This window comes from Pseudarthrobacter ribosi (genome assembly GCF_055412865.1).
Map to the genome: position 1 here is coordinate 100,926 of NZ_JBVAYZ010000001.1, position 14,013 is coordinate 114,938.

Here is a 14,013-nt window from a genome sequence, read left to right on the forward strand (position 1 = left end):
AAGCAAGTTGCCTTGCTTTGGTGGGCGATACTGGGATCGAACCAGTGACCTCTTCCGTGTCAGGGAAGCGCGCTACCGCTGCGCCAATCGCCCCTTGCATCCAGTCGTAACCGGAAACCAGGGTTTTCACCGAGGTGGGTACGGGATTCGAACCCGTGTATACGGCTTTGCAGGCCGCTGCCTCGCCTCTCGGCCAACCCACCGTGTAGATAGGATTCCGAAGAACCATACCGTGACAGTGTCCTGCGAGCGGACGACGAGATTCGAACTCGCGACATCCACCTTGGCAAGGTGGTGCTCTACCAGCTGAGCTACGTCCGCAATATTGTCTGCAATTCCCCGCCGCAATCGGCATTTCCTCGCGTTCCAACGAGTAAGAACTCTATAGGAGGTTCAGGGAACTTACAAATCGGGACGACGACGGCGGACGCGGGGAGCCCTGCATCGTTGAGTTCTAGCGGTTCCTGCTAATTACAGCCCTGTAATTAGCACTCGTTTCCGGGCGGCTCCCGGGCGGCCCCAGCTGCGAGCTGGAGTCTGCCGACTCCCCGGGGGAGGACTCATTCGGGGACTTCGGCGGAACACTGCGCCCCGATTTCTAAATTCCGCCGGGGTGGGCTAGCATTCAATGGCATTGGGGCGATTGGCGCAGTGGTAGCGCGCTTCGTTCACACCGAAGAGGTCACTGGTTCGAACCCAGTATCGCCCACCCAAGAAATGGTCCGTTCCGCTCACCGAGTGGGGCGGACCATTGTTGTTAGTGCAGTTGGGCCGCTGTTTGCCTCACTGTCGGATCCCCGTGAAAGAGTCTTGCCATGACCGCCCCACTTCTCGCCCACGCCACGGACTACGGCCGGATGTATGCCCGCTCGACATCGGAGCAGTTCTCCGTGCCGTCCATCACCACGGTGATCGGTCAGCAGCCCCACGGCCTGGATGGATGGTTTGGCTACATGGGCGCCAACAGCCTCGCCCAGGACCCGACCCTGCCCGGCATTCTCGGCAGCCCGGCCAAGGTCCGCCAGGCGGTGAGCCGCGCGGCCAAGGCGGCGGAGACCTACCGCGATGACGCGGCGAAGCGGGGGGACCGCGTGCACAACTACTGCGAGCAGGTTGCCTTGCGTGCCCTGGGCCGCCCTCACCAGATGACGGAAACCCGTGAGGCCCTCGCTGCCAACGGTGAGGAGGGGTTCGCGGCCCGCTTCGACGAGTGGTGGGAACTCTTTCAGGTGGAGCCGATCGCCCCGGAAATTACCGTCTGGAACAAGACCGTCGGCTACGCCGGCACCCTGGACCTTGTTGCCAAAATCAACGGCCGGACCTGCCTCATCGACTACAAGACCAAAGGCACCAGCCGCGACGGCACCGTCAAACCCCTGGATGACAAAGTGGTCATGCAGCTCGTGGCCGGCATGAAGGCCGAAGAAAGCCTCGTGGACCCGGTTGCAGGGGATTGGGAAGCCTGGCAGCACGGTGAATCCCCGATCCTGCTGGCGGTGGCGATCGGCGAGACCGAAGTCCGCCCGCTGCGCGCCAACCCGGAAGTCCTGAAGCACCACTGGTGGAAGTTCTGCGCCCTGCGGCGCGTCTGGGAAATGTCCGCCGACACTACCGCTGCCGGAACGGCACTGCTCCCGCTGGCGCCGCCGCCTATCACCCGGTAGCTCCCAACTCGGCCGACCGGATGTACGGCCCAAGGCGTGCGGGGTGCGACATGCCGGTCCCGAGGGCGGCCGAAAGCTGTGCCCGTTCTTCCGGAGTCACGGGGTCTCTCCGCCGGGGTGCCTGAAGCAGGGCGGATCCCGGTTGGCCTGACCCGACGGCCGCAGGGTCAGGCTGCGGTGGCGAGGTCTGCGGGGTGGAAGTAGTGGTTGCGTCGGGGTTTTTGGCGTGGGTCGAGGTGGGGTGGCGGGATGAACCAGGGGATGCCGGTGCGGACCTGGATGGTCCAGTGTTCTTTGTGGATCACGTGGTGGTGGTGGGAGCAGAGAAGTGCCGCGTTCTCCGTGCCGGTCGTTCCGCCGCGGGACCAGTAGTCGATGTGGTGTGCCTCGCACCAGGGCGCGGGGATGGTGCAGCCGGGGAACGCGCAGCCCTGGTCGCGGGCGGTGAGGGCTTTGCGGATGTGCGGCGGGAAGACCCGTGAGGCCCGGCCGATGTCCAGGATCCGGCCTTCGCTGCCGAGGAGGACGGGGATGATGTCCGCGTCGCAGGCGATCTTCCGGACCGTGGAGGCGCCGACGAGGCCGTCGAGGAGTTTCTGCGGGCGTGAGCGCAGGTCAAGCGGGACGTCCCCGCCAGCATTCCCGCCAGCATTCGCGCTGTTGTTTCGGCCGTCAGCCCAGGGGGAAGACTCTCCGGCGGCCGCGGTTCCGGTTGTCTCCGCGGCCGTGGTGCGGGGGTTGGTGGCGGTGTTCATGACGGTGAGCAGGTGTTCGAACTGTTCGGCGGTCGCGAAGATCTCCAGGTGCTGGAGTCCGTGGCGGGGTTTGCGGATGAAGGCGCCCTGGAGCTGGCGCAGGAGCTCCTCGGAGGGCTCGGCGCCGTCCTGGTCCAGCGCATCGGTCCAGCTCCGGGCCACCCGGGCCAGGAAGTCCGGGTCGTTCTCGACCGCGGTGCGGGTCAGGGCATGTTCCATCCCGGCCGCGGCGGCGGCGTCGCAGACGTGCCGGACACGGTCCAGGGCCAGGGTGATGATGGTCGCGGCCCGGGAGGCGACCTCACCGGCGGCGACGGCGGAGCCGAGTTCCCCGTGCACGGGCGGGAGGGGTTCGCCGGTGAATCCCTGCCGCGGCAACAGACTCTCCGCGAGGCAGAGCCGGCGGCGGGCCTCGGCGGCGCTGATCCGCAGCCGCGCCCGCAGGAACTCCGTGGTGTTCCGGTACCCGTCATCCACAACAGCACCAACAGCGAGGGCTGGCAGCGCCAGCAGGGGAGTCCACAGCAACAGCCGGGGCGTTCGCGGCTCCCGCCTCCGCCGTCACGCTGTCCGGCCCGGCAGTACCCGTCCCGGCCTCCGTGGAAGCGCCGGGGCCGGAGCTCTCGCGCCAGCCGGTGGTCCACGAGGTGGCCGCCGTCGTGGCGGCGGCCGCGGCCTGTTGCCGGGTCCGGTCCACGGCCCCGGCCGCCACGACCTGCAAATATTCCATGACCCGCGAGAGCTCCTCCACCGTGCCGGCAAAATCCGACGCCGCCTGGAAGCCGCGGAGCGCCGCGTCCTCGACCGCCGTAGAACCCACCTCCCGGAGTATGGCGAGGGCCTCAGCCACACCGTCCATACCGGGCTGCCCGGCCCGGGAGGTACCACAGCCGGTGCTGTGTTCAGCGTCCCGGTCCGTGTCCTCGAAAGCAATCAAATCCCTGACGGTTCCATGACACAAAATTTACCGCGGACCTATGACGTTATTGGCAAGGCCGGAAAGAGCCCGTCTGGAGCCGCCGGTCCGCCCCCGCAGGCCGATTCCTCTAACCCGTCCGGGTCGAGTCCCGGTGTGCAACTAAACTGGACTGGATCCCGTCGCCGCCCACTGTAAGGACAGATTGCACATGGCCATTTTGAATATCCGCATCATCGGGGATCCTGTGCTGCGCACAGTTGCCGATCCCGTGACGGAATTCGGGCCTGAGCTGGCGAAGCTTGTCGCCGACATGACCGAAACCATGGAGGACGTGGACGGTGCCGGCCTGGCCGCTCCGCAGGTCGGCGTCAGTCAGCGCGTCTTCACCTACCGCATCGGCGGCGTCGAGGGACACATCATCAACCCCGTGCTGGAAAACAGTGACGACTTCCAGCCCGACGAGGTCGAGGGCTGCCTTTCCATCCCCGGCCTCGGCTTCCCCGTCCGGCGGCACCGGCACACCCGCGTCACCGGCGTCGACCTGCACGGCAACCCCGTCTCCGTGGAGGGCGAAGGCATGCTGGCGCGGGCCTTCCAGCACGAAACCGACCACCTCGACGGCATCCTCTTCACGGACCGGCTGGAAGGTGAAGACCGGAAAACCGCGCTGCGCGCCATCCGGAACGCCAACTACGACTCGATCACGGAACAGACGACGGCGAAGCGCGCCAGGACGGTCGGTACCAGCTTCGGGTCCGGCAACGCGGGTTCGGGCAGCTTCGGCTCCTTCGGTAACTCCCAGTGAAGGTTCTCTTCGCCGGGACGCCGTCCGTGGCCGTGCCGTCCCTGGATGCCCTCGTCGCGGCGGGGTTCGACGTCGTTGCCGTCCTCACCCGACCCGATGCGCCGCTCGGACGCAAACGCGTGCTGACGCCGTCGCCCGTTGCTGCCCGTGCGGCAGAATTAGGCATAAGGATTATCCACGCCGCCAAGGTTGACGCCGCGGTGACCGAGCAGATCGCGGCTGCCGCTCCCGACGCCGCCGCCATCGTGGCGTACGGCGGGCTCATTCCCCGGCCGGCCCTCGATATTCCCCGGCATGGCTGGATCAACCTGCACTTCTCCCTGCTGCCGGCCTGGCGCGGCGCGGCGCCCGTACAGCGGTCCCTGATCGCGGGCGATGACGTGACCGGCGCCGTCACTTTCCTGCTGGAGGAAGGACTGGACACCGGCCCGGTGTTCGGCACCCTGACCGAAGCCGTGCGGCCCGACGACACCGCCGGGGCGCTGCTCGAGCGGCTGTCCCACAGCGGCGCCGTGCTGCTGACCCAGACACTGTCGGCCGTCGACGCCGGCCAGGCCGCCGCGGTGCCGCAGCAGGGCGAGATCAGCCTCGCCCCCAAACTCTCCCTCGAGGACGGCCGGCTCGACTGGAAGCAGCCCGCCCTCGCGATCGGACGGCGGGCCCGCGGGGTCACCCCTGAACCCGGCGCGTGGACCACCCTCGACGGTCAGCGGATCAAGCTGGAACCCGTCATTCTGCGGCCCGGCGACCCGGCCTTGAAACCAGGACACCTGGCCCTGGAGGGCAAGAGCGTGCTGGTGGGGACCGGCTCACACCCGGTGGAGCTCACCCGGGTCCAGCCTTCGGGGAAAAAAATGATGACCGCCGCCGACTGGGCGCGCGGACAAGCAACACTTGAAAGCGTGGTATTCGAATGAGCGAGTCCGGGACGAGCGGCAGCGGCCGCGGCAGCGGCCCCCAGCGCGGCGGATCGGGCGGCGGATCGGGCGGCCAGCGCGGCGCCGGCCAAAGCGGCCAAGCGGGCCAGGGCGGCCGGGGCAGGGACGGGAGCCAGCGGAACGCGCAGGGCCGGGAACGCAACCGCGGACCACAGCGCGGCTACACGGAGAACGCGCCCTCCCAGCGCACCCGCCGGGCGGACCCTGCCCGGCTCGTGGCCTTCGAGGTCCTGCGCGCCGTCGCCGCCGAGGACGCCTACGCCAACCTCGTGCTTCCCGCGCGGATCCGGCACCATAACCTGGACAAACGCGACGCCGGCTTCGCGACGGAGCTGAGCTACGGGGCGCTGCGCGGCCAGGGCACCTATGACGCGATCCTGGCCCGCTGCGTGGACCGGCCGCTGGACCAGCTGGATCCGGCCATCCTCGATGCGCTCCGGATAGGCGCCCACCAGCTGCTGGCCATGCGCGTTCCCGCCCACGCCGCCCTGGACCAGACCGTAGGCCTGGCCCGCGCCGTGATCGGCGCCGGGCCGTCGGCCCTCATCAATGCCGTGCTGCGCAAGGTGTCCGCCCGCACGCTCGAGGAGTGGCTGGACCTGCTGCTCAGAGACGAGACCGACGAGACCAAAAAAGCCGCTATCCGCTACGCCCACCCGGAATGGATTGTCCGGGCCCTCCGGCAGTCCCTGGTGGCCCACGGGCGCCCGGTCAGCGAAATCAGCGACCTCCTCGAGGCGGACAACGCCGCACCGGTGGTCAACCTTGTGGCGCTCCCGGGTCTCGGCAGCCTCAACGAGGCCCTCGAAGGCGGCGCCACCCCCGGTGAACTCGTCGAAGGCTCGGCGCTCTCCAGCGGCGGAGACCTCGGCCGGCTCGCCTCCGTCCGCGAAGGCACCACCCGCGTCCAGGACGTCGGCTCCCAGCTCGTCGCCCGCGCCATGGCCGCCGTCGACCTGGGTGGCACCGGGACTGCAGGGAACCAGAGCCCCGGCACGGAACCGTCAGCCGAACGCTGGCTGGACATGTGCGCCGGCCCCGGCGGCAAGGCGGCCCTGCTCGGCGCCCTCGCCCGGGAGCGGGGCGCCACCCTGCTGGCCAACGAACCGGCACCGCACCGCGCCAAACTGGTCCGGCAGGCCCTCGCCGCCGTGCCGCACGAGGTCTGGCATGTGCGGACCGGAGACGGCCGCGAGGTGGGCACGGAGATGCCGGAGAGCTTTGACCGGGTGCTCGTCGACGCACCCTGCACCGGACTCGGCGCCCTGCGCCGCCGCCCGGAATCCCGCTGGCGCCGGACGCCCAAGGACCTGACGGATCTCGGCCCGCTGCAGCGCGAACTGCTCAAGTCCGCGCTGGCCGCCGTGAAGCCCGGGGGCGTTGTCGCCTACGTGACATGCTCACCGCACCCGGCGGAGACAACCGCCGTCGTCAGCGACGTTATGCGCAAACGTGAAGACCTCGAACTGCTCGACGCCGGTGCGGTGCTGGACAGCGTCAGCCTCACGGGCCACCTCGACGCCGGACACGAGCTCACCGCCCAGCTCTGGCCGCATGTCCACCGGACAGACGCCATGTTCCTGGCGCTCATCCACAAAAAAGCCTGAGTTTTCACCGATACTGGGGCACTGACAGCTAAGTACGAACGAAAAGGAAATCCATGGCCCAGTGCTGCATCAACCCGAGCATCCTTTCGGCAGACTTCGTCAATCTCGAGGCCGAACTGCGCCGCATCAGCAACGCCGACGCGGTGCACGTGGACGTTATGGACAACCACTTCGTGCCCAACCTGACCATCGGACTGCCGGTGGTGCAGCGCATCCAGGCCGTCAGCCCGGTGCCGCTGGACGCGCACCTGATGATCGCGGACGCTGACCGCTGGGCGCCGGGCTTCGCCGACGCCGGGGTGGCCTCGGTGACTTTCCACGCCGAAGCCTCGATCGCGCCGATCAAACTGGCGCGGGAACTGCGCGCCCGCGGCGCCAAGGCCGGTATGGCGTTGCGTCCGGGCACCCCCGTGGAGCCTTACCTGGACATGCTCCCTGAACTGGACCTGCTGCTGATCATGACGGTGGAGCCAGGGTTCGGCGGGCAGTCCTTCCTGGACCTGACCCTGCCCAAGATCCGGCGGGCCCGGGCGGCTATTGACGGCTCCGGCGTTGCCGTGGCCCTGCAGGTCGACGGCGGCATCACGGAGGAGACGATCGTGCGGGCCGCAGAAGCGGGAGCGAACGTCTTCGTGGCGGGGTCCGCCGTCTACGGTGCCGATGATCCCGCCGCGGCCATCGACAGGCTCCGCGCCGCCGGCCAGCGCTAGCGCCACGCCGGGCGCCGGGACTCCGGCCCGAAAATGACGTCCTGTAACATCCTGTCGGCGGGAATAGCCAAAGCTACCCGGCGGTTGTGCCAGAATAGCAAGACACATACGTGCTCCGGGGTCGGTGTAAGTCCGAACCGGCGGTTATAGTCCGCGACCCGCGAGCCGGCGCTTCCCTCGGGAAGGCTGCCGGCAGACGGTTGAACCGGTGGAACTCCGGTACCGACAGTTAAAGTCTGGATGAGAGAAGCACGTACAGCTGTTACTGGGGCGCCCTGTTGGCGCCGCGGAAGTTCGCTGTCGTATACCCCCGGAGCCATCGCGGCTTTTGAGGGAAGGAACGACACACAACATGCACTCTCTGCGATGGCTCTTCACCACCACCCGGTTCTTCGAAAGCCCGGTGGCAGGTTGATGAGCCTCAAGTACCCCACACACGAGACGGCGGTGGACGCCGCAGCCGCTGCCGGTTTCAGCGCAGCCGAGGTCGCCGCCATGGATGCGGCCCTCGCAGCAGCCCGGCAGGGGCCGCGGGGCGCGAACCCGCTGGTCGGCGCCGCCGTCATCGACGCGGACGGAACCCCGATAGTCACGGGCCACCACCGCGGGGCCGGCACCGCCCACGCGGAGGCCGACGCGATCGACCAGGCAAAGGCCGCCGGCCTGGACCTCAGCGGCACCACGATGGTGGTCACGCTGGAGCCGTGCAACCACTGCGGACGCACGGGGCCCTGCGCCCAGGCGATCATCGGGGCCGGCATCGCGGACGTCGTCTACGCGATCGACGATCCGCATGACCCCGCCGCCGGCGGCGCGGCCACCCTGCGAGCCGCGGGGGTCCGCGTCCGTTCCGGTCTTGGCGCGGAGGCGGCCCTGGAGCTGAACCGGCGCTGGTTCGACGCCGTTGCGGCCACGCGTCCCTTCGTCACCCTGCACATCGCGCAGACCCTCGACAGCCGGATCGCCGCCAGCGACGGCACCAGCCAGTGGATTTCCAGCCCGGAATCGCTCGCCGACAACCACGCCCTGCGCGGTCGGATCGACGCGATCCTGGTCGGAACGCAGACGGTGCTGGTCGACAATCCGCGCCTCACCGCCCGCGGTGCCGACGGCGAGCCGGCCGCCCGGCAGCCGCTGCGGGTTGTGATGGGCTACCGGGGGATTCCCGAGGGCGCCGCCATCAACGGCGACGACGGCAAGGTCCTCCACCTGCCCACACGGGATCCGCGGGAAGCGCTGGACGAGCTGTTCGCCGCCGGAGTCCGCCACCTCATGGTGGAAGGCGGCTCCCGGATCCTCAGTGCCTTCCTGGCCGCCGGGCTCGTGGACGAGCTCATCGTCTACCTGGCCCCGACGCTCCTCGGCTCCGGAACCCCGGCACTGGAGGACCTCGGCATCACCACCCTGGCCGAGGCCCAGCAGTGGGAATGGGACCCCGCCTCCGGCGGGGCGGTCCAGCAGCTCGGCCGCGACCTGCGGCTGCACCTGCGCCCCGTCCTGACAGTCAGTGCCGAGGCAGCCAGCGCCCCGGCACCCGTGCCGGCCGCCACCAACACTTCAGCCGATTCAACCCCGCTCCGCACAGGTGCGGACACCGCCGCAGGAGGCAACTGATGTTCACCGGAATTATTGCCGAGCAGGGGAAGGTGTTGTCCGTTGACCGCAACGGCGACATCAGTGCCACCGTCCGGCTCCACGCACCCGGCAGCACCGAGGGACTCACCCTCGGCGGCTCTATCGCCGTCAACGGCGTCTGCCTCACGGCCACGGAAATCGACGGCCGGGAGTTCAGTGTTGACGTGATGGGCGAAACCCTGACCCGCAGCACCATCGGCGAACTCGCCGCCGGCGACCCCGTCAACCTGGAGCGTTGCGTTCCGGCCGGCGGCCGGCTCGACGGTCACGTCGTCCAGGGCCACGTCGACGGCGTCGGGCAGCTGCTGGAGCGCGAGGCGCTGGGCAACTGGGACCGTCTCCGCTTCGGCGTTCCCGCCGGACTGGCACGCTACATCGCCGAGAAGGGGTCCATCGCCGTCGACGGCGTCTCGCTGACGGTAACCGCTGTGAGCCCGGCCGCCGAACCGGCGCCGTGGTTCGAGGTCGGGCTCATCCCCACCACGCTGGCGGACACCGGACTGGGCGCGAAGGCGCCCGGCAGCCACGTTAACCTCGAAGTCGACGTCCTGGCGAAGTACACTGAGCGCCTGCTCGCCTTTTCAGGTGCAGCAGCCGGGGGAGCCGCAGTACGCGCGAAGGGGGCAACAGCGTGAACAACGTCAAGGATATCCCTGCCCCGCAGCCCCTTCTCACTGAGCCCGCCGACGCGGCCCTCCCCGCGGAGCTTGCCGCCCCGGTCAGCCCGCCGGCAGGCCTGGACCTGATCGAGGACGCCATCCGCGCTATGGCCGCCGGACGCCCCGTCCTCGTGGTCGACAACGAGGACCGGGAAAACGAAGGCGACATCATCTTCGCCGCCCAGCACGCCACTCCGGCCCTGATGGGCTGGACCATCCGGTACAGCTCCGGTGTGATCTGCGTACCGCTCGACGCCGGCCGGGCCGACGCCCTCGCGCTGCCGCCGATGGTCGAAATCAACGAGGATGCCAAGGGCACCGCCTACACGGTGTCCTGCGACGCCGCGGTGGGCGTCAGCACCGGAATCTCTGCCACGGACCGGGCCCTGACCGCCCGGATCCTGGCCGATCCCGGCAGCCAGCCCGCGGCGCTGACCCGCCCCGGGCATGTTTTTCCGCTCCGCGCCGTTAAGGGGGGAGTGCGGGAACGCCCCGGCCACACCGAAGCGGCCGTGGAACTGTGCCGGCTGGCCGGACTCGAGACCGTGGGAGTGATCGCTGAAGTAGTGCACGACAACGGAGAAATGATGAGACTGGACGGACTTCGGGGCTTCGCCCGCGAGCACGGCTGCCCGCTGGTCTCGATTGCGGATCTGGTGGCATACCTTGAGGCCGGACAGCCTGCCGGCCACACGACGGACCCGGTTTGATGGAGGAGAAACGATGACGACGTCGGAAGCACAAGAACAGCGGACTGCAGGACGACAGCCGCATCCGGTCAGCGCCGGTCCGGTCGTCCAGCTGCCCACCGCCTTCGGTGAATTCGTGGCGCAGGCCTGGACCGACCTGGCCACCGGCGCCGAGCACCTGACGGTCAGCTCCCCGCTGCCGCCGGTTGACGGGATGGCCCCGCTGGTCCGGCTGCATTCGGAGTGCCTCACCGGAGACGTCTTCGGCTCCTACCGCTGCGACTGCGGGGAGCAGCTGGCTTATGCCCTCGAGATGATCAACGAATTCGGCGGAACCCTGCTGTACCTGCGCGGCCAGGAGGGCCGGGGGATCGGCCTGGCCAACAAGATGAAGGCGTACGCCCTGCAGGAAGCCGGCTTCGACACCGTGGAGGCCAACGAACAGCTGGGCCTGCCGGTGGACGCCCGCTGCTACAAGGCCGCGGCCCAGATCCTCGCGGACATGGGCCTGCACGAGGTCCGGCTGCTGAGCAACAACCCGGACAAGCAGGACCGGCTGGCCCAGGCCGGCGTCCGCGTCGTGGAGATGGTGCCCACCGAGGTTCCCTCCCGGGAGCAGAACATCCGGTACCTGCAGACCAAAAAGGACCGGATGGACCACCGGCTGGTGCTGGACATGGAGCCGGCAGCGCCGGTTGCCAGCCCCCGCGGCTTCGACCAGGACTGAACGACTTCCGGGCCGGCCCCGCCCGGGGCCGCCCGGCGATTCGTCACGCACACGTTTCGACTCGCACACCACGACTGAACAGAACAAGGATTCCCAAATGAGCGGCCACGGCGCACCACAGATTGACCTCAGCACCTTCAAGCCGGAGGAAACCTCCCAGCTCAAACTGGCCATCGTGGCCGCGAGCTGGCACACCCAGATCATGGACGGGCTGCTGGACGGCGCCCTGCGCGCGGCGAAGGACGCCGGCATCAGCGAACCGACCGTGCTCCGCGTGCCCGGCACCTTCGAGCTCCCCGTCGCCGCCGCCAGGCTGGCACCGCACTTCGACGCCGTTGTGGCGCTCGGCGTCGTCATCCGCGGCGGAACCCCGCACTTCGAGTACGTCTGCGAGGCGGCCACCCTGGGCCTGACCGAGGTCTCGGTGCGCACCGGGGTCCCGGTCGGTTTCGGCGTGCTGACGTGCGACACGGAACAGCAGGGCATCGACCGGGCCGGGCTCCCGGGCTCTACCGAGGACAAGGGCCACGAGGCCGTCACGGCCGCCCTGGCCACTGCGGTGACGCTCAAGCAGTTCAGCTAGGGCGGCACGCACCAGGTCCGGTCGTGCCCCGCGCGGGGCACGACCGGACCCGCGCCGGGTCGGCCGGACCCCGCCGCTTGTGTAATCGATCACACCACCGCCGTCACGCAAGGGCCCGGCAGGTGCCCTCCGCCCGCGAGCAAGTAGGCTGGAGGGTGTGAAGAATTTCGAATCGCTGTTCGCAGAACTGAGTGAGAAGGCTGCCGTCCGTCCGGAGGGCTCCCGCACCGTCGCCGAACTGGATTCCGGAGTCCACGGCATCGGTAAGAAAGTCGTGGAGGAAGCAGCCGAGGTCTGGATGGCTGCCGAATACGAATCCGACGAAGCCGCCGCCGAAGAAATTTCGCAGCTGCTCTATCACCTGCAGGTTCTGATGCTCGCCAAAGGACTCAGCCTGGAAGACGTCTACAAGCATCTCTAGCCACGTCAGCGCCGGAACCCGTCAGGCCCTGCCCTGCGAATCCGGTGCCCAGCGTGGCCCGCTGTGCCTGAACTGACTGACCCTGGACGGGCTCTTTCCGAACGGACCGTTCGTGAACAGACCTCGTCCCCACCAAGAAAGACTTTCCCCATGCTGAGAGTTGCCGTCCCGAACAAGGGATCCCTGTCCGAAGCCGCCTCCGCCATGCTCGCCGAGGCCGGCTACCGCCAGCGCCGCGACACCCGCGAGCTGGTCATGCTGGACCCGGACAACGACATTGAATTCTTCTTCCTCCGCCCCCGCGACATCGCCGTTTACGTCGGCCAGGGCACGCTCGACGTCGGCATCACCGGCCGCGACCTGCTCCTCGACGCCGAGGTTGAGGCCGAGGAACTGCTCCCGCTGGGCTTCGCCGCCTCCACCTTCCGCTTCGCCGGCCCGGTCGGCGACTTCGCCACGGTCGAACAGCTCGAAGGCAAGCGCCTCGCCACCAGCTACGACGGACTGCTCCGCGGCTACCTCGCCGAGCGCGGCATCAAGGCCAAGGTCGTCCGTCTCGACGGCGCCGTCGAATCCTCCGTGCGCCTCGGCGTCGCGGACGCGATCGCCGACGTCGTCGAAACCGGCAACACGCTCAAGGCAGCCGGCATGGAGATCTTCGGGCTGCCCATCCTGCACTCCGAAGCCGTCCTGATCGGCCGCAAGGGCGAGCAGAACCCGGCCGCCGACGTGCTGATCCGCCGGCTCCAGGGCGTCCTCGTGGCACACCAGTACGTCATGATGGACTACGACATCCGCAAGGAACTCGTGGAAGAAGCCGCGGCCCTCACGCCCGGGCTGGAATCTCCCACGGTGTCGCCGCTACGCGATTCGGACTGGGTTGCCGTCCGCTCGATGGTGCCGAAGAAGCAGACCAACCGGATCATGGACGAGCTCTACGACCTCGGCGCCCGCGCCATCCTGGTCAGCACGATCCACGCCTGCCGCATCTGACCGGCGCGAGTCAACCTTTCGTACGAATACCAGGAGAAGTCATGGCTGTAGCCGTCCGCGTTATCCCGTGCCTGGACGTTGATGCCGGCCGCGTCGTCAAGGGCATCAACTTCGAGGGCCTCCGCGACGCCGGGAACCCGGTGGAACTGGCGCACCGCTACGACAACGGCGGCGCCGACGAGCTGACCTTCCTTGACGTCACGGCGTCCTCGGGCAACCGGGAGACCACCTTCGACGTCGTCCGGCGCACCGCCGAGGAAGTCTTCATCCCGCTGACCGTCGGCGGCGGCGTCCGCGGCGTGGCCGAAGTGGACAAGCTCCTGCGCTACGGCGCGGACAAGGCGGCGATCAACACCGCCGCCGTCGCCCGGCCCGACGTGATCGACGAGATCACGCGGCACTTCGGGTCCCAGGTCCTGGTGCTGTCCCTCGATGCGCGGCGCACCCGCCCGGGGTCGCAGCCCACCGCTTCCGGCTTCGAAGTCACCACGCACGGCGGCCGCCAGGGCACCGGCATTGACGCCATCGCCTGGGCCCGTGAAGCGGCTGATCGCGGTGTGGGGGAGATCCTGCTGAACTCGATCGACGCCGACGGCACCAAGGACGGCTTCGACCTGGAACTGATCCGCCTCGCGCGGGCCGCGGTCAAGGTTCCGCTCATCGCGTCCGGCGGTGCCGGCAAGCCGGAGCACTTCCCGCCGGCCGTAGCGGCCGGCGCCGACGCGGTGCTCGCCGCGTCCGTCTTCCACTTCGGTCCGCTGGACATGATCGCCCAGGTCAAGGCCGCGATCCGCGACGCCGGCTTCGACGTCCGCTAGTCCCCACCCACCCATCCACCAACCGCCTAAAGCAACGCGGGGTCACGTATCGCCCATCCCGGAGGGGATTGTGGGCGGTAGGTGACCCCG

Annotated in this window: 15 protein-coding genes, 4 tRNA genes and 1 riboswitch; of the genes, 14 read left to right on the forward strand and 5 right to left on the reverse strand. The window is 68.8% G+C overall.

The features are described from left to right. Positions 1-18 precede the first annotated feature (18 nt). The 3 genes from ACZYZ5_RS00425 to ACZYZ5_RS00435 form a co-directional block, all read right to left on the reverse strand. A tRNA-Val gene (locus ACZYZ5_RS00425) sits at positions 19-93 on the reverse strand. 39 nt (positions 94-132) lie between these two features. Beyond that, positions 133-203: transfer RNA gene (locus ACZYZ5_RS00430), tRNA-Cys, on the reverse strand. A gap of 45 nt (positions 204-248) precedes the next feature. Beyond that, positions 249-321: transfer RNA gene (locus ACZYZ5_RS00435), tRNA-Gly, on the reverse strand. Between the two features lie 316 nt (positions 322-637). Between ACZYZ5_RS00435 and ACZYZ5_RS00440 the strand changes: the two genes are divergently transcribed. Together ACZYZ5_RS00440 and ACZYZ5_RS00445 are read left to right on the forward strand one after the other, a co-directional pair. After that, positions 638-709, forward strand: a tRNA-Val gene (locus ACZYZ5_RS00440). A gap of 106 nt (positions 710-815) precedes the next feature. Next, positions 816-1,664 carry a cytochrome gene (locus ACZYZ5_RS00445; protein ID WP_463898375.1) on the forward strand — a complete coding sequence of 283 codons (849 nt, stop codon included), beginning with the start codon at positions 816-818 and terminating at the stop codon, positions 1,662-1,664. Positions 1,665-1,831: 167 nt separating this feature from the next. Here ACZYZ5_RS00445 and ACZYZ5_RS00450 read toward each other — a convergent pair whose 3' ends face one another. Both ACZYZ5_RS00450 and ACZYZ5_RS00455 read right to left on the reverse strand, forming a co-directional pair. Further along, positions 1,832-2,947, reverse strand: coding sequence for an HNH endonuclease (locus ACZYZ5_RS00450; protein WP_463898378.1), 1,116 nt, complete (start codon positions 2,945-2,947; stop codon positions 1,832-1,834). Beyond that, positions 2,889-3,356: a hypothetical protein gene (locus ACZYZ5_RS00455; protein ID WP_463898380.1), complete on the reverse strand. Its 468-nt coding sequence runs from the start codon at positions 3,354-3,356 to the stop codon at positions 2,889-2,891. Before ACZYZ5_RS00455 ends, ACZYZ5_RS00450 begins: the two co-directional genes overlap by 59 nt. Positions 3,357-3,546: 190 nt before the next feature. On the opposite strand from ACZYZ5_RS00455, the gene def reads away from it, so the two are divergent. The 12 genes from def (at position 3,547) to hisF (ending at position 13,923) form a co-directional block, all read left to right on the forward strand. Beyond that, entirely contained in the window at positions 3,547-4,143 is a 597-nt protein-coding gene (gene def / locus ACZYZ5_RS00460; protein ID WP_463898383.1) for a peptide deformylase, read from the forward strand. Next, a complete protein-coding gene (fmt, locus tag ACZYZ5_RS00465; protein ID WP_463898385.1) occupies positions 4,140-5,060 on the forward strand; it encodes a methionyl-tRNA formyltransferase in 921 nt (306 codons plus the stop codon). The genes def and fmt overlap by 4 nt, the downstream gene beginning before the upstream one ends. Then, a complete protein-coding gene (locus ACZYZ5_RS00470) occupies positions 5,057-6,688 on the forward strand; it encodes an RsmB/NOP family class I SAM-dependent RNA methyltransferase (RefSeq protein ID WP_463898387.1) in 1,632 nt (543 codons plus the stop codon). Before fmt ends, ACZYZ5_RS00470 begins: the two co-directional genes overlap by 4 nt. Before the next feature lie 53 nt (positions 6,689-6,741). Next, positions 6,742-7,398 (forward strand): ribulose-phosphate 3-epimerase, encoded by a 657-nt coding sequence (gene rpe, locus ACZYZ5_RS00475; protein WP_463898389.1) that lies wholly within the window; start codon positions 6,742-6,744, stop codon positions 7,396-7,398. 106 nt (positions 7,399-7,504) lie between these two features. Continuing rightward, positions 7,505-7,655, forward strand: a riboswitch (FMN riboswitch). Between the two features lie 157 nt (positions 7,656-7,812). Beyond that, entirely contained in the window at positions 7,813-9,012 is a 1,200-nt protein-coding gene (gene ribD / locus ACZYZ5_RS00480; protein WP_463898391.1) for a bifunctional diaminohydroxyphosphoribosylaminopyrimidine deaminase/5-amino-6-(5-phosphoribosylamino)uracil reductase RibD, read from the forward strand. Further along, positions 9,012-9,668: a riboflavin synthase gene (locus ACZYZ5_RS00485; RefSeq protein ID WP_463898393.1), complete on the forward strand. Its 657-nt coding sequence runs from the start codon at positions 9,012-9,014 to the stop codon at positions 9,666-9,668. Before ribD ends, ACZYZ5_RS00485 begins: the two co-directional genes overlap by 1 nt. 131 nt (positions 9,669-9,799) lie before the next feature. Next, the gene (gene ribB / locus ACZYZ5_RS00490) at positions 9,800-10,402 is read left to right on the forward strand and encodes a 3,4-dihydroxy-2-butanone-4-phosphate synthase (protein WP_463898746.1); all 603 of its coding nucleotides are present in this window, start codon (positions 9,800-9,802) and stop codon (positions 10,400-10,402) included. Between the two features lie 13 nt (positions 10,403-10,415). Beyond that, on the forward strand, positions 10,416-11,108 hold the full coding sequence (gene ribA / locus ACZYZ5_RS00495; RefSeq protein WP_463898396.1) for a GTP cyclohydrolase II: 693 nt from the start codon (positions 10,416-10,418) through the stop codon (positions 11,106-11,108). Between the two features lie 97 nt (positions 11,109-11,205). Continuing rightward, positions 11,206-11,691 carry a 6,7-dimethyl-8-ribityllumazine synthase gene (gene ribH / locus ACZYZ5_RS00500; protein ID WP_463898398.1) on the forward strand — a complete coding sequence of 162 codons (486 nt, stop codon included), beginning with the start codon at positions 11,206-11,208 and terminating at the stop codon, positions 11,689-11,691. A 157-nt stretch (positions 11,692-11,848) separates the two neighbouring features. After that, positions 11,849-12,112, forward strand: coding sequence for a phosphoribosyl-ATP diphosphatase (locus ACZYZ5_RS00505; RefSeq protein ID WP_024367461.1), 264 nt, complete (start codon positions 11,849-11,851; stop codon positions 12,110-12,112). A 150-nt stretch (positions 12,113-12,262) separates the two neighbouring features. Beyond that, positions 12,263-13,105: an ATP phosphoribosyltransferase gene (gene hisG, locus ACZYZ5_RS00510; RefSeq protein WP_307463403.1), complete on the forward strand. Its 843-nt coding sequence runs from the start codon at positions 12,263-12,265 to the stop codon at positions 13,103-13,105. Between the two features lie 41 nt (positions 13,106-13,146). Next, a complete protein-coding gene (gene hisF, locus ACZYZ5_RS00515; protein ID WP_463898401.1) occupies positions 13,147-13,923 on the forward strand; it encodes an imidazole glycerol phosphate synthase subunit HisF in 777 nt (258 codons plus the stop codon). The last annotated feature ends 90 nt before the right edge of the window (positions 13,924-14,013 follow it).